Raw genomic sequence first — 25,009 nt, 5'->3', positions numbered from 1 at the left:
AATGGCTGAAGGCGTAACCTCAAAATCTGCTGCCGACCAGATCTCGGTCGAGTTGTCGTCGCGCCGCACCGGCATGTCCTTCCAGCGCACCCGCATGAGCGCCGACCGTACCCTGATGTCGGTGATCCGGACCTCGCTTTCGCTGATCTCGTTCGGCTTTACGATCTATCAAGTGTTCGAGAAGCTGCGCGACCAGAACATAGTCACGCATGGCGCGCCCGCGCGCAATTTCGGCTTGACGCTGGTGGCACTGGGAGTCCTGATGCTGCTTGGCGGCATCGGCTATCACCTTCAGTTCATGGCTCACCTGCGCGAAGAGCGCAAATCCATGGCGGAATCCGAACTGATTCACGCCCAGAGCGGCTTTCCGGTTTCGCTGACGCTGATCACCGCAGCGATTCTGCTGTTCATCGGCATCGCCGCCATCGTCAGCATGCTGTTTCAGGTCGGTCCGTTCGGGTGAGGAGATCAAATGGCAAAGAAGTCGGCAAAGAAAGGTCCAACGAAGAAGGCTGGCGGAAACACGGCTTCGGAGAAGGTCGCGTCAGTGAAGCAAAGAACAACCCAGAAAACTGCAGAACCAAAAGCATCAAAAAATGGGAGCGCGAAAATGGCCAAAGTAAAGAAGCCCAATATCCTCGTGATATGGGGCGACGATATCGGCATCTCCAATCTGAGTTGTTACTCAATGGGTCTGATGGGATACAAAACGCCCAACATCGATAGACTGGCGAAGGAAGGAATGATTTTTACGGATTCCTACGGCGAGCAGTCCTGCACCGCGGGCCGATCGTCATTCATTACGGGCCAGAGCGTAATGCGCACCGGTCTGTCCAAGGTGGGCATTCCGGGCGCGCCGGTCGGCATGAACGAAAAGATCGTGACGATTCCGGCGCTCTTGAAAAACGAGGGCTACACGACCGGCCAGTTCGGCAAGAATCACCTCGGCGATCTCAATCACATGCTGCCCACCAACCACGGTTTCGACGAGTTCTACGGCAACCTCTACCATCTCAACGCCGAGGAAGAGCCGGAGATGTATGACTACTTCCCCAAGGAAGAATTCGGCGACTTTATCGAAACCGTCAGGCCGCGCGGCGTCATCCACAGCTTCGCGACCGATAAAGACGATCCGACGGTCCAGCCGCGCTGGGGCAAGGTCGGCAAACAGAAGATAGAAGATACCGGACCGCTCAGCACCGAGCGCATGTTGACGTGCGATGACGACTTTGCCGAAAGGGCAAAGGGTTTCATCAAGAAGGCCGTGGACGGCGACAAGCCATTCTTCGTCTGGGTCAACTTCACCCACATGCATATGTTCACGCACACCAAGAAGGAAAGCCTCGGACAGGCAGGGCGCTGGCAGTCGCCGTATCATGACACCATGATCGATCACGACAAGAACGTCGGCTCGCTGTTGGACTACCTCGACGAATTGGGCATCGCCGAGGACACGTTGGTGATCTATTCGACCGACAACGGCCCCCACCGCAATTCATGGCCTGACGGCGGGATGACGCCGTTCCGCAGCGAAAAGAACACCAACTGGGAAGGCGCGTTTCGCATTCCGCTGGTCGTGCGTTACCCGGGCAAGATCAAGCCAGGCTCCGTCTCGAACGAGATTGTCCAGCATCACGACTGGTTGCCGACCTTCCTTGAACTGGCCGGCAACAAGACCGTGGTCGAAGACCTGAAGAAGGGCGTGAAGGCGCTCGGCCGTACCTACAAGAATCACATCGACGGCTTCAGCCTCCTAAGCTACCTGACCGGCAAGACGGAAAAGTCGCCACGCCAGATGTTCATGTACATCTCCGACGACGGCGACACGTTGGGGATTCGCTACGACAACTGGAAGATCGTCTTCATGGAGCAGCGCCTCAAGGGCACCATGGGAGTGTGGGCGGAACCGTTCACGCCGTTACGCGTGGCCAAGCTGTTCAATCTCCGGACCGATCCTTTCGAGTTCGCGGATGTCACGTCCAACTCATACTACGACTGGTTCCTACGTCACGCTTTCATCATCTATGGTGCGATCGCAGTGATGATGAAGTTCAACGAGACGTTCGTCGACTTTCCGAAGATTCAGAAGCCGAACACCTTCACCGCCGATCAGGCGATCGACAAGCTGCATGCGACGGCCGCAGGAAGCTGATGGGTTTCTGGAACACCGGGAGCGGGTGGCGTTGACGACCGAGCGAATACGGAAGGGCGGCACTCGCGCGGCCCTTCGCTACTGAGGATCTGAACCGGGGTCGCCCGTGAAGCAATGGCTGGTCTTCGCCACCGAGAACGCCGTCGTCTTCATCGATGCGTTGGCGCTCGTCATCATCGTGGTCGGTACGGTCGAGGCATTCTTCGGCGGCCTGCGGGCGATGCTGGGTTCGCCGTCCGGGCACGAACGTCGGGACATCTGGCTGCGCTATGCGCGATGGCTGGTTGCCGGGCTTACGTTCCAGCTTGCCGCCGACATCATCGAGACATCGATCACGACGAGCTGGGAAGCGGTGGGGCGCATTGCTGCGATCGCACTAATCCGCACCTTCCTCAATTACTTCCTTGATCGCGACTTGGAAGAAGTGCGCCAGCGGCAGCGCGAAGTCGCGGAAACGCCACCGAGGCCGGTATGAGGGGTCAGCAATGTTGAACCGACGCAGCCTGTTGGCGCTGCTTTTCGTCCTTTCCGCCATTGGCGCGGCCGCGGCGCAGCCATCGCAGGACCCATTGCCGTCCTGGAACGACGGTGCCGTCAAGAAATCCATCGCCGACTTCGTCGCCCGCGTAACGACACAAGGCGGTGCCGACTTCGTCCCCGTCGAGCAGCGCATCGCCACCTTCGACAATGACGGCACGCTGTGGTGCGAACAGCCGGTCGATTTCCAGCTCGCGTTCGCCTTCGACCGCATCAAGGCGATGGCGTCGCAGCATCCGGAATGGAAGACGACGCAGCCGTTCAAGGCGCTACTCGACAACGACATGAAGGCGTTCGCGGCGACCGGCGAGAAGGGGCTGCTGCAGATTATGACGGCAACCCATAGCGGCATGACCATAGATGAATTCAGGAAGGTCGTGCTCGACTGGACCGCGACCGCGCGCCACCCGGGCTTCAACCGGCCCTATACCGACCTTGTCTACCAGCCCGTGCTGGAGCTGCTGGCTTACCTGCGCGCCAACGGTTTCAAGACCTTCATTGTATCCGGCGGCGGCATCGAATTCATGCGGCCGTGGACGGATAAGGTCCACGGCATTCCGCCGGAGCAGGTGGTCGGCTCGTCGGGCGTGGCGAAACTCCAGACGGGCGCCAATGGCAAGCCGGAGCTGACGAAGCTCCCCAAGGTCGAATTCATCGATGACGGTCCCGGCGGGAACCGCTCCATCGGGCGGCGATCGATCTTCGCATTCGGAAATTCCGACGGTGACCTGCAAATGCTGCAATGGACCACCGCAGGCGAGGGCGCGCGCTTCGCCGGCATCGTCCATCACACCGATGCGGAGCGCGAATACGCCTACGACCGGCAGTCGAAAATCGGAAAACTCGACAAGGCGCTGGACGAGGCGAAGGCAAAAGGCTGGACCGTCGTCGACATGAAGCAGGACTAGAAGAAGGTTTTCGCGTTCGAACCGTAAGGGAGATGGCGCATTGATTATCGGTGCACGATTCGCAAGATGGGGTCTCGGCCTCTTCATCTTCGGTGTGTTCCTTACCTTCGGGATCATCGCGCACTACTGCGCGGGCTCTCGCTGGCCGAACGGTGCGCTGTTCATGCAGAATATCACGCTGTGGTAGGCCTGCCCGTGGACGCTGTCGGTCGCGGCCGTGCAAGCTGGCGGGCTCGGCATGGTGGCAATTGGTCTCACGCTGATGCTGGCCGCACGAGTATCGCCAACACGACCAGCGGCCGAAGGCTCGGCGGCGCTGTGGCTTTGCATCGTCGGGCTGTTGGGTGTCTTCGCCGTCGGTTATCCCGGTTACTTCGTCTTCGATGCGATATGGCCGAGCTACTACTACTCGCCAATAGCAACCGGAAAGAATGCGTGGCTGCTCGGTCAGGCGCTTTTCATCGCGATCTATTTGCAGGCCTCATGATCGCGTTCGGAGACGTTCGTCAGGCACTTTCGCTTGCGACACAAACCGCGACCAGAGCTTGAGGAGAACAACGATGAGCAAGAAACTGTTTGTCGCACTTGCGCTTTCCTGCCTTGCGGGAAATGCGGCCGCGCAATCGACACCGCAGGAACGGTTGGTCCGCAGCCGCGCCGTCGAAGCGGCGATCTGGGGCATGCCCGTCGTCAATTACGACCTGATGCTGCAGGAAATGCTGACCAAGACTCCGGGCAAGGTGAACCAGGTGATCTATTGGGGCAAGCCGCTCGACTGGAAGAACCAGACGCTGACGCCCAATCCCGACACGCTCTATTTCATGACGTTCCTCAACACCAAAGATGTCGGGCCGATCGTGATCGAGATCCCGCCTGCGGACGCGACCGGATCGCTCAACGCCAACATTGTCAATGTCTGGCAGATGCCGCTGGAGGATGCTGGCCTGCTTGGCGTGGACAAGGGGGCTGGCGTCAAGCTGCTGATCCTGCCGCCCGGTTACAACGGGCAGGTGCCGGCGGGCTATGAAGCGCTGCAGCCGAATACCTGGGGCAGTTACGCCCTGATCCGCTCCAACCTGAAGAGCCACAGCGAGACGGACGTCGCGAACTCCGTGGCCTATGCCAAGCGGCTCAAGGTTTATCCATTGTCGCAGGCATCCAACGCGCCTCCGACCGTCTTTACCGACGTCAAAGACGTCCTGTTCGACACAACCATTCGCTACGACGAGAGCTTTTTCGTAAACCTCGACCGCATGGTGCAGAGCGAGCCATGGCTGGGTCGTGACCGCGCGATGATCGACCAATTGCGTACGATCGGCATCGAGAAGGGCAAGCCGTTTGCTCCGGACGCCACGACGAAGCAGGCCATGAAGGAGGGTATCGCCGACGCCCATGCGTGGATGGCCGCCAAATACGACGCCGCCCCGCCTCAGTTCTTCGAAGGCACGCATTGGACGTTTCCCACGCATCCTGAATTGCTCAAGGGAGCAAGCGAGGAGTTTGAGGGAGCGAACGACTATCCCGTGGATTGGCGCGGGATCACCTATCACTATGCCTATATCGGCATCAAGCGGCTGGGTGCCGGCCAATTCTACCTCATCAACATCAAGGACAAGGACGGCGCCGATTACGACGGCTCAAAGACGTATCGTCTCCGTGTTCCCGCGGGCGTGCCGATCGAGCAATATTGGTCGTTGACCGCCTATGACCGGGACACGCATGCGCTGATCAAGAACGTCGACCGCGCCAGCCGCGCGTCGAACGCGACCGACATAAAGAAGAATTCCGACGGCTCCGTCGACATCTTCCTTGGCGCCAAGGCACCCGCCGGACAGGAGACGAACTGGATACCGACCGATCCCGCCCGCAAGTTCGAGCTGATGTTCCGCCTCTACGGTCCGAAGAAGGAGTTCTTCGACAAGGTGTGGAAGCTACCGGACGTGGAAGCGATCACTGCATCGACGATAGGGGGCAGCAAATGAGGGCAGAAGCTATTGCAGCATTTGCATTCGGTGAGCTGAAGGCTGCGTCACAAGGACAACGCTTATGGGAATTGAAGCAATGATCACCAACGCAGATCCCGATCGCAGAAATATCCTGCGCACCGGGACGACGCTCGCAATCGCGTCAGTACTGGCGGGGAGTACTTCGTCCGTCGCCAACGCTGAGTCCTCGTCGCTCAATCCACAGCCTCTGCCACCGTCGCCGGGATGGGTTCGCGCGCTGCCACCGGGGCCGGACGCACGCGTGAAGATCACCGAGGCCTATGCCGCCCACGTCGCGCGCGACGCCTTCTTCTGGGCCTGGCCGCTGGTCAATATCTATAACCGCCGGCTTGCGTTCTCGAAGATGACGGAACAGAGGTATGTCGGCCCGTTGCTCCAGGCGCCGCTCAACCGCCTCACGATGCTGACGGACTATGTCGATCCGGAAGAGCGCAATGTCGCGTGCCCGAACCAGGACGTCGTCTACGGCCTCGGCATGATCGCACTGGATGTTTCTCCGGTGGTGGTCCAGGTGCCGGATTTCGGCGATCGCTTTTGGGTGTATCAGATTGTCGATCTACGCACTGACAGCTTCGTTCAGCTCGGCAAGATGTACGGCACCGTGCCCGGCTTTTACCTCCTTGTCGGACCCAACTGGAGCGGTGAGGTACCAAAGGGAATCACCCGCGTATTCCGCGCGTCGAGCAATACCGGCCTTGTTGCGCCGCGTGTTTTTCAGGACGACACGCCGCAAGACAAGCGTACGATTCAGGGCGTGCTGACCGGTATCGCGATGTATCCGCTCGCTGACTACGACGGGCGGATGAAGAGCACGGAGTGGAGCAAGCTGCCCAAGGTAGCCGGCGCGCCTCCCGGCGAAGAGGAAACGCGATGGGTGCTCCCTGAGAAGTTTTTCGACGAGCTTCCGACCGTACTCGCCGACGCGCCGCCGCTGCCGGGCGAGGAAGCACGCTATGCACAGCTGCTCGCGGTACTGGCTGCCGCCAAGGATAATCCAAAAATAAAGCAGGGGATGATCGAGGCCGCCAAGGATGCGGAAGAGAAGCTGGTGAATCCGTTGTTCCAGTTCCGTAACTACGGTCAGCAATTGCTGCATAACTGGAGCACCATCTCCAACGAGTCGGCGTTTGGGACGGACTATTTCACCCGGACGGCGGTGGCCAAATCGAACATCCTGGTGAATTCGCCAAACGAAACCAAATATTTCTATCAGGACCTCGACGCCTCGGGGGCTCGGCTTAACAATTCCAACCGCTACGCCGTGACGTTCGCGAAGGACGGCACGCCTCCCGTGAATGGCTTCTGGTCGCTCTCGATCTACAACCAGCACCATTTCTTTGTCGCAAACCCGATCAACCGCTTCTCGGTCGGCACCAAGAACAAGGATCTCAAACCTGCCGCAGACGGTTCGCTCACCGTCTACGTGCAGGCCGAGGCGCCGGCCGATCCCACACAGCGCGCCAACTGGCTGCCGGCTCCGAAGGGCGATTTCTCACTCTACGTGCGCGCGTACTGGCCGAAAGCGCCCGTTCTGGATGGCTCCTGGACGCCGCCGCCGGTGCAGCGCGTCAGTTAGCGAGGCATCATGAGCGGCCTCGATATCTTCGCCTGGATTGTCCTGATCATTCTCGCCGCCTGTGTGGTCGGCGTGTTCTGCATCGCCGGCTGGCTGCCCGGGCATATCGCCAAGAGCCGCGGGCATCCCTGGGCCGAGGCGGTGACGGTGGCAGGTTGGGTAACGCTGATCTGCGGCTTTGCGCTGTGGCCGCTGGCGCTGATCTGGGCTTACGTTGACGTACCGGCGCGGCATTCGCAGGAGCGTGCCCCATGATCGTGGCGATGCTCTGCGTCTACCTCGTCCTGATGTTTGCGCTGGTGAAGTTTGGCATCATCAGCTTCAATCTGTTCTGGAAGGTGTCGCCGTTCATCGTCCTGCTGCTGCTCAATCTCGGTCTGTTCATTCCGATGGGGTGGGGCGCACCGCAGGGACCCGTGCTGGTGGTGCGCAATTCGGTCGCGGTTGTGCCAAGCGTGGCCGGCGAAGTGATCGACGTTCCCGTCGAGGCGAACAAGCCGCTGAGGGCGGGCGATGTGTTGTTCCGCATCGATCCCGTACCTTTCGAGGCGCAGGTCAAAGCAATCGAAGCACAGCTGAAGCTGTCGGCGACGCGTCTCGCTCAGATGACGCAATTGTTCGAGCGAGATTCCGGCCGCGGTTTCGACGTCGAGCAACGCCAGTCCGAAGTTGACCAGCTCAAGGCGCAACTCGAAGGCGCGAAATGGAATCTGGACAAGACGGTTGTGCGCGCGCCCGGCGATGGCTACGTCACCAACGTCGCGCTGCGCAAGGGCGCCCGCGTCGCCAACCTGCCCCTGGCTCCGGTGATGGCCTTCATCGATACGTCCGACAGTATCGTTGGTGTCGAAATCGCGCAGATCGATGCCCGCTATATTGAACCAGGCCAAGCCGTCGAGGCGACGTTCAAGTTCAAGCCGGGGCAGATCTACAGCGGCAAGGTCGAGAGCGTCCTTCAGGCGGTCGCGACCGGTCAGGTGCAGACCTCGGGACTGGCCGTGACGCCCAAGAATATTGCCTCCGTGCCGTTTGTTGTTCGTATCCGGCTCGACGACGCGCATCTGGTCCGGAGTTTGCCCGCCGGCAGCGCCGGCGATGCCGCCATCTTCACCGAACACGTCAAGCTGGCGCACGTCATCCGCAAGGTGCTGCTGCGCCAGATTGCGATCACGAATTACGTCAATCCGTTCTGAGTGGAGTGATTGATGGTGCTTCGATGACGAACAACAGAAGCCTACGGCTCGGGTTCAAGACCTCCGTCATCACGCTGTTCGTCGCGATCGTTCTCGTCATCGGTCTGGCGCTGGTCTATCTCAGCTTTGAGCGGATCACCGCGGTCACTAATGCGGCCGCCAGCCAGTTCATCGGCAAGGTGGCCGAATCGTCGGCGGACCGGATCGGCTCGCAACTGAAACTGGTGAGGGACAATCTCGAAATTCTCAACGCGCTGCCGCCGATCCAGTCCGCGGAAATCGAGGATAATCCGCGCCTGTATGCTCTGCTCGCGGCCATGGTGAGGAACAACACACAGCTCTTCAGCCTGTATGTCGGTTACGACGATGGCTCGTTCATCGAGATGGACGATATCGGCGGTACCGGTCGGGACTCGCGCGCGCGGCTGGAGGCACCCGAACAGGCCGCATTCCGGCTGGTCGTGATCTCGCGGTCCGATCCTGCTCGCGTCAAGTCAAGAAGGCTGTTTCTGTCAGAGACGCTCGAAATAATCAGGGAGTTGCCGGGGCCGCTCGATTACGATCCGCGCCAGCGCCCTTGGTACAAAGACGCTGAGCGCCGCGATGGCAGCTGGCTGACCGGACCGTACATTTTCTTCGCGACCGGAAAGCAGGGCTATACCGTGCAGTCCGCGCTGAAAGCGGGCAGGGGCGGCGTGATCGCGGGCGACCTGCTGATGGATGCGACGCAGGAGGTGTTGAAAAGGGAGAAGCTGACGGACTCCGGCGTCGCCTTCCTGTTTGACGATGACGATCGCATTCTGGCCCATCCCCGGATGTCGGAAATGCTGGGAAGAGAGGTGTCGGGTACTGTTCCGAGCCTGCGTGAGACCGATATGGCGGGAGTTCTCAAGGCGATCCGTGCCTGGCGCGCGAACGGGATTTCCGAACAGTTCTTTAACGACCCGGCGGGCCGGCTGTATGCCGCCGCATTCCAGACCATCCCCCGTTCGGGTCCGGCCAACCTCCGCGTCGCGGTGGTGGCGCCGGTCGATGAGTTCTTCGCCAGTATCCTCTCCGAGCGCCGACGGCTGTTTGTCGCCACGCTTGGATTCGTCGCAGCCATGGTGCCGATTGTCTTCGTTATCGGTTCGATTCTGTCCAAATCGCTGCGGGCGCTGGCGGACGAGACCGACCGAATCCAGCGGTTCCAGCCGGCGGTCGGGTCATCCCTGCATTCCACGATCCGCGAGATCGACGATCTCGGCCGGTCGGTCTCCACCATGCGCACGCTGGTGCAGACCTTCTCGAACTTCGTCCCTAAGCGCCTGGTGCAGCAACTCGTGGAAACCGGCGACGCGATGACGCTGGGCGGCGCGCGTCGGGAGGTAACGGTCCTGTTCACCGACGTCGTCAACTTCACCGGGCTGACCGAAAACAGGGACCCCACTCAGGTGATGCAGTACACCTCGCGCTACTTCGGGGCCATGTCCGAGGCGATCATGGCGAACGAGGGCACGGTCGACAAATTCATCGGCGATGCCGTGATGGGGATATGGAACGCTCCGATCGAGGATGATGATCATGTTGCCAATGCCTGCGCGGCGGTGCTCGCCTGTATCGAGGCCAACGGTGAGCTCAATGCCGCGTTCCAGCGCGAAGGATGGCCGCTCTACAACACGCGCTTCGGCCTGCATGTCGGCGATGCCGTGGTCGGAAATATCGGATCGTTGGACCGGATGAACTACACCGTTCTGGGGGCAACGGTGAATCTCGCCGCGCGCCTCGAAGGGTTGAACAAGAATTACGGGACATCGATACTGGTAAGCTCGGCTATTAAGCAGCGTGTCGACGGCCGGTTTCATTTCCGCAGCGTTGACCGTATCAACCCGAAGGGATTCGCGGAGACATTCGAAATCTACGAACTGAGATCGGAGCGGGCGGACGTGCCGAGCGCGGATGCGGAATTCTGCCTGGAATGGGAGATGGTCTACGTTGCGCTTCGCAACGGCCCGCTGGTTACGGCGGAAGAGCTGCTCGGGGCTTTCCTTGCGAAGTATCCGTGGGACGGCATTGCCGGCTATCACCGGCGACTGTCGGCAAGAGCAGGGTAGCCATGCGCTGGGGCTATCATAATTGACACAAGCGATCCCTGCACGCTATCCAAGCTCTAGCAAAGAACAAGAAACAGGGCAGGGTGGAACGCGATGAATCGCGACGGCGAGTCTTGAGCGATTTCGCGCGGCCTTCCGCGCTCGCTCCATTCCGGATCCGGAATTATCGTTTCCAGTGGCCCGCCGATCTGCTCACCTCATGGGCGTTCGAGATGGAGATGATCATCCTCGGCTGGTACGTGCTGGTCGAGACCGGGTCGGTGCTGCTGCTCACCGTGTTCGCCTCCCTTGGTTATATCGGTACATTGGTCGCCCCGATGTTCGGCGTCGTCGGCGACCGCATCGGCCACCGCGATCTCCTGGCCATGATGCGCGCGTGCTACGCGGTGCTGGCGAGCGTGCTGATGACGCTGGCGCTGTCAGGCCATCTCAGTCCACTCTTTGTTTTTATCGTCGCGGCGCTGATGGGGGTCGTCCGTCCGTCGGACCTCGGCGTGCGCGGCGCGCTGGTTGCGACCATCATGCCGCGCGATCAATTGATCGGCGCGATCAGTATCTCCCGAACCACGATGGATACCGCGCGCATCGCCGGCGCGCTGAGCGGCGCCGGATTGTTCGCCGCGCTCGGGATGGGGTCGGCCTATGTGGCGATCGTCTGCCTCTATCTCGTCGCGACCGTGCTGACGCTGTGCGTGGTGGCACCGGCCAAGCCGCATCCGACCGGGGATACCGAAGGCGAGGCGCTGCGGCCCTCGCCATTGCGCGACCTGATGGAGGGCGTGGCCTATTGCTGGACCACACCGCGCATGCGCGCCGCGCTGTGGGTCGCGTTCCTCGCCAACCTCACGGCCTATCCGCTGACCAACGGATTGCTGCCCTATGTGGCCAAGACGATCTACGGCACCAACCAGACCGGGCTCGGCTATCTCTCGGCAAGTTTCGCCTTCGGCTCGCTTGCGGGCTCGATCGTGCTGAGCCTGATCCACGGCATAAGGGTGGCGCGGCTCATGATCGCCTCGACCGTATTGTGGTACGCGACGCTGCTGCTGTTCGTGCAGATGCAGACGGTGCCGACCGCGATCGTCTGCCTGGTCATCGCCGGTTTCTCGCAGAGCCTCGCGATGATCTCGATCGCCGTCATCCTGATGCGCACGGCAGCCGAGAATTTCCGCGGCCGGGTGATGGGCGTCCGCATGATGGTGATCTATGGCCTGCCGTTCGGCCTTCTGGCCGCAGGCAGCTTGATCGACGAGATCGGCTTCGCCGCGACGGGAACACTGTACGCGGCGGTCGGTCTCGCCTTGATGCTGGCGATCATGCTGCACTGGCGCGCCGATTTGTGGCCGGTGCATGCCCCGGCCAATGCGCGATAGGCGTCGCGTTGGCGCGCCTCACTGCATCTTGATGTTGGCTTCCTTGAGCACCGGCTCCCATTTGGCGGCCTCCGCGCGCATGAATGCGTCGAATTCCTGCGGTGAGTTTCCGACCGGCGTCGCGCCCATCTTTTCCAGCGCGGTCAGAACCGCCGGGTCCTTGAGGGCGGCCTTGAGATCGGCGTTGATCCTGGTCACCAGTTCCGGCGCCATGCCCGCGGGTCCGAGAAAGCCCCACCATACCGACGCGTCGTAGCCGGGCAAGGTGGACTCCGCGACCGTCGGGACATCCGGCAGCGCCTTGGCACGCTGCGCCGTCGTCACCGCAAGCGCGCGCACCGTACTGCCCTCTAGCTGGCCGACGACCTCCGGCAAGGGATTGACGCTGATCGGAATCTCGCCCGCGATTACGGCGGTGAGGGCGGGCGCACCGCCCTTGTAGGGAATCGCAAGGATCTTCACCTTGGCCATGTAGTTGAGCAGTTCGCCGGCAAGGTGCGCCGACGTGCCGTTGCCGGACATGCCATAGGACAAGGCGTCGGGCTTCTCGCGGGCGATCGTCAGCAACTCCCCGAGATTCTTCACGGGGCTGTTCCTGGAGACGACGATGGCGAGCGGCGACGCGGCGATCTCGCTGATCGCGGTAAAATCCTTGAAGGTGTCGTAGGGCAGCTTTGGATAGAAGAATTGATTGAGCGGATGGCCGCTGGCAACCAGGATCAGGGTGTAGCCGTCGGGGGCGGATTGGGTCAGCGCCTGCGAAGCGATGGTGCCGCCGGCGCCGGGCCGGTTTTCGATCACGGGCTGCTGGCCCCAGATCTTCGACAGCGACTGGCCGACCGTGCGCGCGAGGACATCGACCGCGCCGCCGGCCGCATAGGGCACCAGGATGCGCACCGGCTTGCTTGGGAAACCCTCGGCGTTTGCCAGCGTACCGGCCAGCGAGAATAGTGCCGCGGCCAGAACGGAACGGATGAGTTTGCGCGACGTCAGCATGATAGGAAATCCTTCTTGTCCGGATCGATGGTTGGAAGTGGCCGGCGTGCGCCGCTAATTCTGTGTTTCTGGCGTAACCGCGCCGCGCAGCCCCGCGCGCGCAATCGCGGCCTTGACCAGGCCTTCCGATTTCGCGGCTTCGGTGAACTGCCGGATGAACGCCATCCCGCCGTCGCGTCCTTTGGGGACGCCGATTGCGAAACGCTCGACGCCCCAGCGGCCGTCGAGCACTTTTGACCCCGGCAGCTTCTCCGACATCTCGTACAGGGAGGCCTTGTTGGTGGCATAGGCGTGGAGGGTGCCGGCCGTCAGCATCTCGATGGCGGCATCGAAATTTGCCGCGCGCACGATCTCGGCCTTCTTCAGGTCGCGCGTAAGGGTGCCGTCCGAGGAGCTTCCTGCCGTGACGCCGACGCGCATGCCTGCTGCATCCACCTCGATCAGCGCTGTGAGCGCCGAGCCCTTCGGCACGAGATAGCCGAGCTCGACTTCAAAAACGGGCGGGCCGAAATCCAACTCCCGTGCCCGCGCGGCCGTGGCGTTGGTGAGGGCGATGTCGGCCTTGCCCGTCTTGACCGCTTCGAGGACCTCGGCGTTCACGGAGAAAATCACCGGCTCAAAGGGTACGCCGAGCCGGCTCGCGAGTTCCTTGCCGAGATCGTGGCCGACGCCCTTTGGTCCGCCCGACTTCGGATCCGGCAGGATCGAGGTCGGTGTTCCCGGATACAGCGCCACCCGCAGCGCACCGCTCGGCGCGAGGATCTGCCGAATCTCGGTGTCGGCCGCAATGGCGCCACCGGCAAAGAGCGCGGCAACCGCCAGCACCGCAACAATGATCTGGCGCCTTCCAGCCATATCGCTCTCCCGTGCCTTCCGCTCCAGTCGCGTCGGCGCCGGGTTTTTCCGGCGCCACCGATATATTTGTTGACTGGACCTGATAATTTGTACATCTGTACAAAAGAAAAAGCGGAAAGCAAACCCCAAAGAAAAGCCCAAAGAAAACTCATGACGCGCAATCCCAATATGCGGGAAGCAATCCTCAGCGCGGCCGAGAGCCTGTTCTCGACCCGGGGCTTCAACGCGGTCTCGATCCGCGACATCGCGCTGGAGGCGGGCGCCAATCCCGGCAGCGTCACCTATCATTTCAAGAGCAAGGACGGCCTGCTGCTCGAAATCTACAAGCGGCATTGCGGTCCCATGAACAAGCGCCGTATCGAGTTATTGGTGGCGGCGCGGCGCGTGCGCGACGTGCAGGACCGGCTCGAGGCCGTGGTGCGCGCCTATGTGCAGCCGGCGTTTTCGTCGAGCAGCGATCTGGCGGGCGGCGGCGCGCGGTTCACGCGGCTGCGCGCTGTCATGTCGGCGGAAGGCAACGCCGTGGTCGGCCGCATCATTGCGGAGATCTTCGACGACACTACCAACGCCTTCATTGAAGCGATCGAGCAGAGCCTGCCGCATCTGCCGCGCAGGACGCTGGTCTGGCGCTCCCAGTTCCTGCTCGGCGCGCTCTATTACACCCTGGTCAACCCGGAACGGGTGACGCGGTTGTCGCGTGGCGAGGCCGATGGCGCCGACATGGCCGAGGCGATCGAGCAACTGGTTTCTGCCACCGTCGCCGCACTGCAGGCGCCTGACATTAACGGCCAGGCGGCCGCCGAGCCCGCTGCGAAAGCCGGAGCCAGGAAAGCCCCGGCCGGTTCCCGCTCACGCACCGCATGAGAGCATGATGTCGAAGCCAACGATTCCCGGCCCGGATCGCAATACGCGGACGCCGAAATTCCGCCTGCCGCCGCTGGCGTGCGACGCGCACACCCATATTTTCGGGCCGGGCGACAAATATCCGTATGCGCCGGGGCGACCGTACACGCCGCCGGACGCACCGCTGGAGGATTTCAGGGCGCTGCATCAGAAGCTCGGCATTGGCCGGGCCGTCATCGTCAATGCCAGCGTGCACGGCACCGACAATCGCGTTGCGCTCGACGCCATCGCCGTCAGCAACGGGACCTTTCGCGCCGTCGCCAATATCGACGATACCATCACTGAGCGCGGCCTTCAGGAGCTTCACGACGGCGGTTTCCGCGGCTGCCGCTTCAATTTCGTGCGCCATCTCGGAGGTGTGCCCGACATGGCGGTGTTCCACAAGATCGTCGCGATGGTGGCGCCGCTCGGCTGGCACATCGACCTGCATTTCGATGCGATCGACTTGCCTGAATATGCCGACCTGCTGGCAAAACTGCCGGTGCGCTACACCATCGATCACATGGGACGGGTCAAGGCTGCTGACGGACTCAACCAGTTGCCGTTCCGGACCCTGATCGACCTGATGCAGCGCGACGAGAAATGCTGGGTCAAGGTCTGCGGCTGCGAGCGGGGGTCCTCCAGCGGACCGCCGTTCCACGACGCGGTGCCGTTTGCGCGCCGCATCATCGAGACGGCGCCGGATCGCGTGATCTGGGGAACCGACTGGCCGCATCCCAACGTCAAGGCGATGCCGAACGACGGCGATCTGGTCGACCTCATTCCACTATTCGCGCCGGAGCCCGAGTTGCAGCAAAAGATACTGGTCGATAATCCCGCGCGGCTGTTTGAGTTCTGATGGATCAACCATGACGGTCAGGCCCGAGGGTTTTGGTTTGAGCGGCCGCTGCGCATCGATCGCAGGCGCATTTGTGTTGGCAGTGTTGCTGCTGACGCCGCAGATCGCCTGCGCCCAGAATTATCCAAACCGGCCGGTGCGGCTGATCCTCCCCTTCGGTCCGGGCGGGGTTGCCGACGTCACCGCGCGGATCGTCACCGAGAAGCTCGGCGAAAAGCTCGGGCAGCGCTTCATCATCGAGAACATGCCGGGCGCCGGCGGCATCACCGCCGCTCGCGCGGTGCTGTCGTCGGCCGCCGACGGCTATACGCTGGCGCTGCTGAGCAATGGCACCGCGATTTCGGTGTCGCTGTTCAAGAACCTGAGATTCGATCCGGTCAGGGATTTCGTTCCGGTCTCGAGCATGGGTTATTTCGACTTCATCCTCGTCACTCAGGCCGGCTCGCCGTACCAGACATTGGCGGACCTGATCAAAGCGGCCAAGGCAAGGCCCGGTGCGCTCAATGTCGGCACCATCAATGTCGGCTCGACGCAAAACCTCTCGGCGCAATTGTTCAAATCCACTGCCGGCGTCGAAATCACCATCGTGCCGTTCCGCAGTTCGCCCGATGTCCTGATCGCGCTGCTGCGCGGCGATATCCAGATGGCGATCGAGAATTACACCGCGGTGCAGTCGCACATATCAGATAAGGCGGTGACTGCGGTCTCGACTTCAGGTTCGGTCCGCACGCCGTTCCTGCCTGACGTTCCGACGGTAAAGGAAGCCGGCGGCGGCGATTTCGAGGCGCAGTCCTGGAACGCGATTTTTGCGCCCAAGGGCACGCCGCCGGAGGTGATCAAGACGCTCAATGCGGCGCTCCGCGAGGTGCTCGACACGCCCGACTTGAAGAAGCGCGCGCTCGAGCTGGGCATCGAGGCCAAGGCCTCCACGCCGGAGGAAATCGCGCAGCGGCTGAAGGACGATATCGAGAAATGGGCTAAAGTGATCGAGCGGGCGGGCATCGAGAAGCAATAGCCGGAAAACCGAAAGAGGAAACAGCAATGACCAATGCAAACAAGACCGGCCTCGTGGTCACGGCGCATCCCGGCGATTTCGTCTGGCGCGCGGGCGGGGCGATCGCGCTTCACGCCAAGAAGGGGTACCGCATCAAGATCGCCTGCCTGTCGTTCGGTGAGCGCGGCGAGAGCCAGTTCGCCTGGAAGGAAACCGGTGCCACGCTTGAAAAGGTCAAGGCGGGACGGCGCGACGAGGCGCAGCGCGCAGCCGAGATGCTGGGAGCGAAAATCGAATTCTTCGATGCCGGCGATTATCCGCTGCGCACCACCGAAGTGCATTTCGATCGCATGGTCGATATCTACCGCGAACTCAATCCGTCCTTCGTGCTCACCCACGCGCTGGAAGACCCCTACAATTTCGATCATCCCAACGCCGCGCATTTCGCGCAGGAGACCCGCGTGGTGGCGCAGGCGATGGGCCACAAGCCCGGCGCTAAGTACACCTACGCCGCGCCGCCGGTGTTCCTGTTCGAGCCGCACCAGCCCGAGATGTGCAATTTCAAGCCGCAGGTGATCCTCAACATCGACGAGGTTTGGGAGCAGAAGCGCAAGACCTTTGAAATTCTCGCCGCGCAAAAACACCTGTGGGCGTACTATGAGCGCGTCGCATTGCAGCGGGGCATGCAGGGCGGCCGCAATTCCGGCAAGGCCATGACCTATGGCGAGGCCTATCAGCGGCTGTTCCCGATGGCGATGGAGGAACTGGCATGAAAACCGTTGTTGTCCGCAACATCAAGCGTACCGATGCCGACCTCGTGAACCGCCTTGGCACGCTCGGCGTCGCCACCGCGCACGAGGCCTATGGCCGCTTCGGCCTGATGAAACCATATTTGCGTCCGGTATGGGCCGGCGGCGAGGCGGCAGGCACGGCGGTGACCGTGCTGGCGCAGCCCGGCGACAACTGGATGATCCATGTCGCGGTGGAGCAGTGCAAGCCCGGCGACATTCTGGTGGTCGGCTGCACCACCGACAATACCGACGGCATGTTCGGCGATCTGCTCGCGACCTCGCTGATGGCGCGCGGCGTCAGGGGCCTGGTGATCGATGCCGGCGTCCGCGATGCCAAGGCGCTGCGCGAGATGGGGTTTCCGGTGTGGTCGAGGGCGATTTCCGCCAAGGGCACGGTCAAGGCGACCTTGGGCGCCGTCAATGTGCCCGTGGTCTGCGCCGGGATCAACGTGGTGCCGGGCGACGCTGTCGTCGCCGATGACGACGGTGTTGTGGTCGTCAGGCGGAAAGATGCCGCCGACGTCGTTGCCAAGGGAGAAAAACGCCACGTCGACGAGGACGGCAAGCGCAAGCAACTCGCCGCCGGTGTGCTCGGCCTCGACATGTACAACATGCGCGAGCCCTTGGCGAAAGCAGGCCTTGTCTATATCGATGAGCCGGAGAGCGACTGAGATGGCAATACGCCTGCGCACCTTGCTCGGCGACCATCCCGGCACCGCGGCGCTGAAGAGCGGCGCGATTAAATCCGATCTGGTCGAGTTCGACTTTGTCGACTATTCGCCGACCAACAAGGGCTTCAAGCCGATGGTCCGCGAGGCCGCGTTCGACGTCTCCGAGATGGCCATCGTCACCTATCTGATGGCCAGGAGCTTTGACAAGCCGATGGTGCTGCTGCCTGATGTGGTGATGGCGCGCTTTCAGCATGGACATGCGCTGTACAACGCAAAGCGGGGCGCGCTGACCCCTACCGATCTGAACGGCAAGCGCGTCGGTATCCGCTCCTTTACCACCACGACCGGCGCGTGGCTGCGCGGCATCCTCGCCAATGATTACGGCGTCGATCTCAATTCGATCGACTGGGTGACCTTCGAGGACGCCCATGTCGCCGAATTCAAGGACACGACCAAACGGGCACCGGCCGGCAAGCCAATCATCCAGATGCTTGTGGATGGTGAACTCGACGCGGTGCTCGGCGAGAAGTCAGACGATGCGGATTTGAAACCGCTGTTCGCCGACGTCGGCGCGGAGGAGAAGGCCTGGGCTGCGAAGCATGAGGTCGTGCCGATCAACCACATGGTGGTGGTGAGCCGGGCCCTATGCGAGAAAAATCCGGACGCGGTGCGGGAAGTGCATCGGTTGCTGGCGGAGTCGGCCAACGCATCACCCACCGCGCCACGTTTCACGGCAGATGAGATGCGACGTTCGCTTGAACTGATTATCGGCTACACGGCCCAGCAAGGCCTCATTCCGCGTGCTTTCAGCGTCGATGAGCTGTTCGACGACATAACGCGTGCGCTGCAATTGTAGGGAGGGCAAAGGCGCGTAGCGCCGTGCCCACCATCCGAACTTGAACTGGTGGGCACGCTACGCTTTGCCCACCCTACGAGAGAGACCACCTATGACCCTAGAGCCGATCTTCGATCTCGCCCATCTCGGCCACATGGAAATGCTGACGCCGAAGCCGGAGGAAAGCGAAAAATTCTTTGTGGACGTCATGGGCATGACCGTCAGCGGCCGCAAGGGAGGGTCGGTCTACTTGCGCGGCTGGGACGATTACGAGCGCTATTCGCTCAAGCTCACGGCTTCCAAAACCTCAGGGATGGAGCATATGGCACTGCGCGCGCGCAGCCCGCAGGCGCTGGAGCGACGTGTCGCCGCGCTGAAGGGATCCGGTTTCGATATCGGCTGGGTCGATGGCGACATGGGGCAGGGGCCGGCGTTCCGTTGCCGCGACCCGGACGGCCATATCGTCGAACTCTATTACGAGACCGAGTGGTATCAGGCGCCGCCCGAACTGAAGCCCGCACTGAAGAACCAGGCGCAGCGGTTTCCGGCGCGCGGCGTCAATGTCCGCCGGCTCGACCATCTCAATTGCCTCGCGGTCGACATCAAGGCCAACCGCCTGTTCTTCGAAAACTATCTCGGGTTGCGCACCACCGAGCAGATCGTGCTCAACGACGGCACGGAAGCCGCGATGTGGATGACGATGTGCAACAAGAGCTACGACTTTGCCTACACCCGCGATCACTACGGCAAGATGGGCCGCTTCCATCACGTCACCTACGCGCTCGACAGCCGCGAGGAGATATTGCGCGCCGCCGACATCTTCCTGGAGAACGGCATCCACATCGAGACCGGCCCGCACAAGCACGCGATCCAGCAAACCTTCTTCCTCTATGTCTACGAACCCGGCGGCAACCGCGTCGAGGTCGCCAACGCCGGCGCCCGCCTCATCCTCGCGCCCGACTGGAAACCGATCGTCTGGACCGAGGAAGAGCGCAAGAAAGGCCAGGCCTGGGGGCTGAAGACGATCGAGTCGTTTCACACCCACGGCACGCCGCCGGTGTGACGGGGGAAAGCCTGTCAGCACGCTTCTACCGAAGCAGCTCCCGGGCGATCACCACGCGCTGGATCTGGTTGGTGCCTTCGAAGATCTGGGTCAGCTTGGCGTCGCGCATCATGCGCTCGACCGGATAGTCCATGGTGTAGCCGTAGCCGCCGAAGATCTGGACGGCGTCCGTTGTCACCTTCATGGCCATATCGCTGCCGACGCATTTGGCCATGCTGGCGAGCAAATTGAGGCGCTTCCAGTCGCCGGCATCGCCGGCCCGGGCGCATTCGTAGACGAGGGCACGTGCGGCCTCGATCTGCATGGCCATGTCGGCCAGCATGAATTGCACGCCCTGAAACTCCGCGATCGCCTTCTTGAACTGTTTGCGCTCCTTGGCGTAGGCAACGCACGCGTCGAGCGCGCCCTGGGCCAGGCCGACGGACTGGGCGCCGATGGTCGGCCGGTTGAGGTCGAGCGCGCGCATCGACGCCCGGAAGCCCTTGCCTTCTTCTCCGACGAGGTTCTCCGCAGGGACGTGGACATTGTCGAAGAAGATCGGTGTATTCGGCGCGCCGCGGAAGCCCATCTTGCGCTCGTGGCGTCCAAACGAGATGCCCGACATCGTCTTCGGTTCGACGATGAAGGCACTGATCCCGTCGGCGCCCGGGGCGTCGCTGGTCCGGGCCATCACCACGATGTAGTCGGCGACGACGCCATAGCTGCACCATTGCTTGCGGCCGTTGAGGACGTAGCTGTCGCCGTTCTTCCGGGCACGGGTATTGATCGCGGTGACGTCGGAGCCGGCTTGTGGCTCGGATATCGCGATCGCCGTGACGACGCCGCCCTTGGCGATAATGGGTAGGTATTTGGCACGCTGCTCCTCGGAACCGAAGTGAAGCAGCGGCATGATGAACATGGTGTTGAGGGCTGCGATCGAGGCGCAAGCCGGCGAGACCCTGGATATCTCCTCCCGGGCGAGGCAGGCCAAGGTCAGGTTGCCGTTCGGACCGCCGTAGCGTTCCGGCACCCAGAGCTGCATCAGCCCCATCTCGCCGAACAGCTTCACCAGTTCGAGCGGGAAGCGGTCGGTCTCGTCGATTTCGGCCGCGACAGGCGCGACGTGCTTTGCGACCATCTTCCGCACGGTGTCGCGGAACGCGATCTGCTCCTCGGTGAAGCTCATGTTGATCCCCGGGTCATCTTTTCTTGCCGGAAGTTTAAAAAAGGGACTTCCATTGAATGGGTGATCCATTTAATAATTCACCGCATGAGCACCAAGTCAAGCCCTCGCACGCCCGCCCGCCCCAGGTCTTCGACGCCCAACCGGCGCGAAAGGGTCCCCGATCACCGCGCGGCTGGCGCGCCGGCCGCGCCGGCATTCCGCCCGATCCACACACGGCGTGCGTTCGAGGAAATCTGCGAGCGCATCCGCGAGCAGCTCGCGCTCGGCGTCCTCAAGCCGGGCGACAAGCTGCCGCCCGAACGAGACCTGGCCCAGCAGCTCGGCGTCAGCCGCAACGTGCTGCGCGAGGCCTTGCGCAGCCTCGAAATGGCCGGCGTGCTTCGGCTGCAGAAGGGCGTCAAGGGCGGCGCCTTCATTCAGGAGGGCGACACCAGCCGCATGAACGGCGTGATGCGCGATATGCTGTCGCTCGGCACGATTTCCGTCCGGGAATTGTCGGAAGCGCGCGTTCACGTTCTCGATCTCGTGGTGCGGCTGGCGTGTGCCAATGCACGAAAAGCCGATCTCGACGCGCTCGAGGCCAATATTCGGCGCACCGAGGATGCGACGCGGGAAGGGCGGCTGCTGGACCGCGTCGAATGCTCGCGCGAATTCTACAAACTGCTCGCGGCGTCGACCGGTAACAAAGTGATCGCCATGATCATGGATTCGGTCACCGAGATTCACATGCGCTTCGTCTACGCCAAGGTCTCGTCGAGCGGCGTCGCGATGGCGCGGCTGGCGGAAAAGCGACGGCAATTCCTGGCGGCGCTGGGTGAACGAAATGTTGCGTCGGCGACGCGCCTGATGCGTACCCATCTGGAATCCGTGCAGCGGATGCTGGAGCAGGACCCCGGCGCGATGTCGCTTCACGTCGCGTTGGCGGAGGTGCAGCCCGGAATGCGCAGATAACAGAGAGTGGCTCGATCCACGCTCGAACAATTATAACAACGGAGGAAAATGTGTCCCAATATGCCAGATACGAATGCCTGACGGTCGAGGTCGCGGACAAGGTCGCGACCGTGACTTTGAACCGGCCGCAAGCACGCAACGCCATCAATCAGAAGCTGATCCGCGAACTGCGGACCATCTGGGACGACCTGGCCGACGATCACGCCGTCCACGTCGTGGTGCTGACGGGCGCGGGTGATTTCTTCAGCGTGGGTGGCGACGTGAAGGCGATGTCGGAGCGACCGGGCGGCGACGTTCTCGAGGAGGGGGAAGTCCACGACCCCATGATCAGCCGCCGTGGCGTGACGCGCCAGCTCGAACTCGACAAGCCGATCATTGCGGCGATCAACGGCGACGCCATCGGCCTCGCCGCAACTCACGCGCTGCTTTGCGACATCACGGTGATGGCGGAGGACGCGCGCATCGGCGACACCCACGTCTCGCGGGTCGGCCTGGTCGCCGGCGACGGCGGCACCGTGATCTGGCCGCTGCTGATCGGCATCAACAAGGCCAAGGAGTGCCTGATCCGCGGCACCCTTCTGAAAGGTGCGGAGGCTGAGCGGATCGGGCTGGTCAATCATGTCGTGCCGCGCGCGGAGGTGCTCGCCAAGGCCCGCGAGATCGCGATCGAGCTCGCCAACGGCCCGACCTGGGCCATTCGCTGGACCAAGCTGTCGATCAACCAGATCGTCAAGGATCGCGTGAATATGATGCTGGAGGCCTCGATGGCGCTCGAGCAGGTGACATTCGAGACCGCCGACCACAAAGAGGCGACGATGTCGTTCAAGGAGAAGCGCAAGCCGAAATACGGCAAGGCCTAGTCTCCCATGGATGCGGCCGCGCCTCCGAGCGACGACACCGCCAAAATGCTTCGGGATTCCCTGCGCGGGTTTCTCGAAGCGCATTGGGTCGCGGGCGGCGGCAAGGAGCGGCCGTTCCCGGACGATACCTCGGCGGTCTGGCGCAAGCTCATCGGGCAGGGGGTGGCTGCGCTCGGCTCCGGCCGCGATGAAGGCGGCCTTCGCGAGATCCTGGTGGTGATGGCGGAACTTGGCCGCGCCGCATGTCCGGCGCCGATGTGGTCCGTCGCGCTGGCCAACTTTTCCCTCTCGGGCTCGCGGACCGACGCCGCCGTGGAGCTGCTGGAAAAGCTGCATGCCGGCACAGCGGTGGCTGCTTTCTCCTTCGGCGCCCGCGACCCTGATGTGGGTGCAGGATCGATCCGGATTGACGGCTCGCGCGCAACAGGCGTGCTTCGTTTCGTCGAGGCCGCTGGTGCCACACATCTTCTCGTGGCCGTTGACGCGTCCCATCTTGCCCTCGTCCAACTGGATGCTCCCGGCATTGTCCTCGCGCCGACGCGCGCCATGGGCGCATGGGGGCTCTGCGAGGTGCGGCTGAATTCGGCGCCGCTGACGCTGCTTCCGCTGGAGGCGGTCGACCTCGATGATATCAGCCTCAAGGCCCAGGTCGCATTGCTGGCGAGGGCACATGGCGCCGCCCGGCGCGCGTTCGAGCTGGCCACGGACTACGCCAGGGAGCGTCACCAGTTTGGGCAACCGATCGCAAAGTTTCAGGCGATCCAGCACAAGCTCGCCAATGGCTTGATCGCGCTCGAAGGCGTCCGCCTGATCCTGGATCATGCGGCCAGGCTGCACGACATTGGTGATTGCAACTGGCGCTATTTTGTCGATTGCGCGGTTGCCTTTGGCGGGCATGCGCTGCGGCGCGTGTCGCTCGAGACCCAGCATATTTTCGGCGCCATCGGCTATGCCGAAGAGCACGAGGCCACGCGACATTTCAAGCGCGTGCACCTGGACACGGTCGCGCTCGGCGGGGCGCCTGATGCACGGCGGCGGCTGGCTTCGTATTTGCTGGATCGCGGCGGCGCGCCGTTGCCGCAATACGATCTCGGTCCGGCCGGCAACGAGCTGCGCGAACAGGTGCGGCGGTGGCTCGATCAAAACTGGTCGGGAGACCGGAAGGCGAGGTTCGACCAACAGCCATTTGAAAAGCGTGAGTTCGACGCCGAGTTCGCGCGCGATATCGGCAAGACCGGATGGATCGGCCTCGGATGGCCAAAGCAATTCGGCGGGCAGGGCCGTTCCCCGTTGGAGCAGATCGCATTCATGGAGACGATGGAGCAGGGCGAAGCACCGCGGATCGGCGCGTCGATCCAGGCCAACGCCCTGATGATGTTCGGCACGCCGGAGCAGCAGCAGAACTACTTGCCGGAAATTCTCCGGGGCGAGGCCATGCACGGCATGGGCTACAGCGAACCGCAAGCCGGCTCCGATCTCGCCGCGCTGCGCACCAGCGCGGTGCGAGACGGCGAGCACTGGGTCATCAACGGCCAGAAGATCTGGACCACGACCTGGTGGGGAAAATACATGTTTCTCGCAGCCCGGACCGACAGGAATGCCAAGCCGCCGCACGCCGGCATCAGCATGTTTATCGTCCCGATGAATGCGCGGGGCATTACGATCCAGCCGGCGAGCACGATGTATGACGGCACGTTTGCCAACATCTTCTACGACGACGTTCGCATTCCCCTGGAAAACATTGTCGGCGAGGTCAATGGCGGCTGGAAAGTCCTGACGGGCGCACTCGCCTTTGAGCGCGGTCTGGTCGGCGGCGGCATCGTGTTGAAGGTGGCCCACGCCTTCGAGCAACTGCGCCGGCATGTGATGGCGGCCGAGGGCGATCGGCCGCCGCCCGCTCAGGATGCGATCGTGCGCGACAAGATGGCGACGCTTGCCTGCGAAATCGAGGTTGGCCGGCAACTGATGATGCATTGCGCCGAACTCGCGGCCGATGGCGTGACGCCGCCGGAATATGGCGCGATCAGCAAGGTCTATTCCGGCGAACTGATGGAAGGGTTCGGCGAGGCGGCGCTCGACATTCTCGGGATGCGCGCCGCGATTTCCGAGCAGATGCCGGGCGCGATCGACAATGGCCGGTTCGAACAGAACCTGCGGCATTCGCTGATGTGGGTGATCAGCATCGGGACCAACGAGATACAGCGCAGCCTGATCGCCCAGCGCGGGCTCGGGCTGCCGAGATAGGAGGC

Annotated in this window: 25 protein-coding genes; 22 read left to right on the top strand and 3 right to left on the bottom strand. The window is 62.4% G+C overall.

Annotation, left to right across the window (positions count from 1 at the left end):
• Position 1: 1 nt before the first annotated feature.
• The 12 genes from JQ611_RS04050 (at position 2) to JQ611_RS03995 (ending at position 11,838) form a co-directional block, all read left to right on the top strand.
• On the top strand, positions 2–463 hold the full coding sequence (locus tag JQ611_RS04050; RefSeq protein WP_249132885.1) for a YidH family protein: 462 nt from the start codon (positions 2–4) through the stop codon (positions 461–463).
• Positions 464–610: 147 nt separating this feature from the next.
• Complete coding sequence (locus JQ611_RS04045; protein ID WP_212268890.1) at positions 611–2,152, top strand: arylsulfatase; 1,542 nt, start codon at positions 611–613, stop codon at positions 2,150–2,152.
• A gap of 106 nt (positions 2,153–2,258) precedes the next feature.
• A complete protein-coding gene (locus JQ611_RS04040) occupies positions 2,259–2,627 on the top strand; it encodes a DUF1622 domain-containing protein (protein ID WP_212268889.1) in 369 nt (122 codons plus the stop codon).
• A 10-nt stretch (positions 2,628–2,637) separates the two neighbouring features.
• The gene (locus JQ611_RS04035) at positions 2,638–3,597 is read left to right on the top strand and encodes an HAD family phosphatase (protein WP_212464589.1); all 960 of its coding nucleotides are present in this window, start codon (positions 2,638–2,640) and stop codon (positions 3,595–3,597) included.
• Between the two features lie 40 nt (positions 3,598–3,637).
• Positions 3,638–3,784, top strand: coding sequence for a hypothetical protein (locus JQ611_RS04030; RefSeq protein ID WP_212464588.1), 147 nt, complete (start codon positions 3,638–3,640; stop codon positions 3,782–3,784).
• A 51-nt stretch (positions 3,785–3,835) separates the two neighbouring features.
• Positions 3,836–4,084 carry a hypothetical protein gene (locus JQ611_RS04025; protein WP_212464587.1) on the top strand — a complete coding sequence of 83 codons (249 nt, stop codon included), beginning with the start codon at positions 3,836–3,838 and terminating at the stop codon, positions 4,082–4,084.
• A 73-nt stretch (positions 4,085–4,157) separates the two neighbouring features.
• Positions 4,158–5,579: a DUF1254 domain-containing protein gene (locus JQ611_RS04020; RefSeq protein ID WP_212464586.1), complete on the top strand. Its 1,422-nt coding sequence runs from the start codon at positions 4,158–4,160 to the stop codon at positions 5,577–5,579.
• Positions 5,580–5,658: 79 nt separating this feature from the next.
• Complete coding sequence (locus JQ611_RS04015) at positions 5,659–7,179, top strand: DUF1254 domain-containing protein (RefSeq protein ID WP_212464585.1); 1,521 nt, start codon at positions 5,659–5,661, stop codon at positions 7,177–7,179.
• 9 nt (positions 7,180–7,188) lie between these two features.
• Positions 7,189–7,434 carry a DUF3302 domain-containing protein gene (locus tag JQ611_RS04010; protein WP_212268884.1) on the top strand — a complete coding sequence of 82 codons (246 nt, stop codon included), beginning with the start codon at positions 7,189–7,191 and terminating at the stop codon, positions 7,432–7,434.
• Complete coding sequence (locus tag JQ611_RS04005; protein ID WP_212268883.1) at positions 7,431–8,372, top strand: HlyD family secretion protein; 942 nt, start codon at positions 7,431–7,433, stop codon at positions 8,370–8,372. Before JQ611_RS04010 ends, JQ611_RS04005 begins: the two co-directional genes overlap by 4 nt.
• Before the next feature lie 23 nt (positions 8,373–8,395).
• Positions 8,396–10,465 carry an adenylate/guanylate cyclase domain-containing protein gene (locus JQ611_RS04000; protein WP_212464584.1) on the top strand — a complete coding sequence of 690 codons (2,070 nt, stop codon included), beginning with the start codon at positions 8,396–8,398 and terminating at the stop codon, positions 10,463–10,465.
• 113 nt (positions 10,466–10,578) lie between these two features.
• The gene (locus tag JQ611_RS03995) at positions 10,579–11,838 is read left to right on the top strand and encodes an MFS transporter (RefSeq protein WP_212464583.1); all 1,260 of its coding nucleotides are present in this window, start codon (positions 10,579–10,581) and stop codon (positions 11,836–11,838) included.
• An 18-nt stretch (positions 11,839–11,856) separates the two neighbouring features.
• Here the strand turns inward: JQ611_RS03995 and JQ611_RS03990 are convergent, their stop codons facing one another.
• Positions 11,857–12,834, bottom strand: a complete 978-nt coding sequence (locus tag JQ611_RS03990) for a tripartite tricarboxylate transporter substrate binding protein (RefSeq protein WP_212464582.1) — start codon at positions 12,832–12,834, stop codon at positions 11,857–11,859.
• A 54-nt stretch (positions 12,835–12,888) separates the two neighbouring features.
• Complete coding sequence (locus JQ611_RS03985) at positions 12,889–13,689, bottom strand: transporter substrate-binding domain-containing protein (RefSeq protein WP_212464581.1); 801 nt, start codon at positions 13,687–13,689, stop codon at positions 12,889–12,891.
• Between the two features lie 150 nt (positions 13,690–13,839).
• Here JQ611_RS03985 and JQ611_RS03980 point away from each other — a divergent pair, with 150 nt between their 5' ends.
• From JQ611_RS03980 to JQ611_RS03950, 7 genes are all read left to right on the top strand, one after another.
• A complete protein-coding gene (locus tag JQ611_RS03980; RefSeq protein ID WP_212464580.1) occupies positions 13,840–14,553 on the top strand; it encodes a TetR/AcrR family transcriptional regulator in 714 nt (237 codons plus the stop codon).
• Positions 14,554–14,560: 7 nt separating this feature from the next.
• Positions 14,561–15,430 carry an amidohydrolase family protein gene (locus tag JQ611_RS03975; RefSeq protein WP_249132884.1) on the top strand — a complete coding sequence of 290 codons (870 nt, stop codon included), beginning with the start codon at positions 14,561–14,563 and terminating at the stop codon, positions 15,428–15,430.
• Positions 15,431–15,440: 10 nt separating this feature from the next.
• Entirely contained in the window at positions 15,441–16,445 is a 1,005-nt protein-coding gene (locus tag JQ611_RS03970; RefSeq protein ID WP_212386060.1) for a tripartite tricarboxylate transporter substrate binding protein, read from the top strand.
• 26 nt (positions 16,446–16,471) lie between these two features.
• The gene (locus tag JQ611_RS03965; RefSeq protein ID WP_212464578.1) at positions 16,472–17,197 is read left to right on the top strand and encodes a PIG-L deacetylase family protein; all 726 of its coding nucleotides are present in this window, start codon (positions 16,472–16,474) and stop codon (positions 17,195–17,197) included.
• Positions 17,194–17,886, top strand: a complete 693-nt coding sequence (locus tag JQ611_RS03960; protein WP_212464577.1) for a 4-carboxy-4-hydroxy-2-oxoadipate aldolase/oxaloacetate decarboxylase — start codon at positions 17,194–17,196, stop codon at positions 17,884–17,886. The genes JQ611_RS03965 and JQ611_RS03960 overlap by 4 nt, the downstream gene beginning before the upstream one ends.
• Before the next feature lies 1 nt (position 17,887).
• Positions 17,888–18,742, top strand: a complete 855-nt coding sequence (locus JQ611_RS03955) for a hypothetical protein (protein ID WP_212464576.1) — start codon at positions 17,888–17,890, stop codon at positions 18,740–18,742.
• Positions 18,743–18,833: 91 nt separating this feature from the next.
• Positions 18,834–19,784, top strand: a complete 951-nt coding sequence (locus JQ611_RS03950; protein ID WP_212464575.1) for a catechol 2,3-dioxygenase — start codon at positions 18,834–18,836, stop codon at positions 19,782–19,784.
• A gap of 25 nt (positions 19,785–19,809) precedes the next feature.
• Here the strand turns inward: JQ611_RS03950 and JQ611_RS03945 are convergent, their stop codons facing one another.
• Entirely contained in the window at positions 19,810–20,949 is a 1,140-nt protein-coding gene (locus JQ611_RS03945; protein ID WP_212464574.1) for an acyl-CoA dehydrogenase family protein, read from the bottom strand.
• Between the two features lie 84 nt (positions 20,950–21,033).
• On the opposite strand from JQ611_RS03945, the gene JQ611_RS03940 reads away from it, so the two are divergent.
• From JQ611_RS03940 to JQ611_RS03930, 3 genes are read left to right on the top strand one after another with little or no spacing between them, the layout of a single operon-like run.
• Entirely contained in the window at positions 21,034–21,900 is an 867-nt protein-coding gene (locus tag JQ611_RS03940) for a FadR/GntR family transcriptional regulator (RefSeq protein WP_212386055.1), read from the top strand.
• Positions 21,901–21,950: 50 nt separating this feature from the next.
• Positions 21,951–22,760, top strand: a complete 810-nt coding sequence (locus tag JQ611_RS03935) for an enoyl-CoA hydratase/isomerase family protein (RefSeq protein ID WP_312011859.1) — start codon at positions 21,951–21,953, stop codon at positions 22,758–22,760.
• Between the two features lie 45 nt (positions 22,761–22,805).
• Entirely contained in the window at positions 22,806–25,004 is a 2,199-nt protein-coding gene (locus JQ611_RS03930) for an acyl-CoA dehydrogenase (protein WP_249132883.1), read from the top strand.
• Positions 25,005–25,009 lie beyond the last annotated feature (5 nt).

The sequence above is a fragment of the Bradyrhizobium sp. AUGA SZCCT0182 genome (assembly GCF_018130185.1).
Classification (GTDB): Bacteria; Pseudomonadota; Alphaproteobacteria; order Rhizobiales; family Xanthobacteraceae; genus Bradyrhizobium.
Note: the sequence above shows the minus strand (reverse complement) of the source record. Positions and strands in the feature narration are given on the sequence as shown.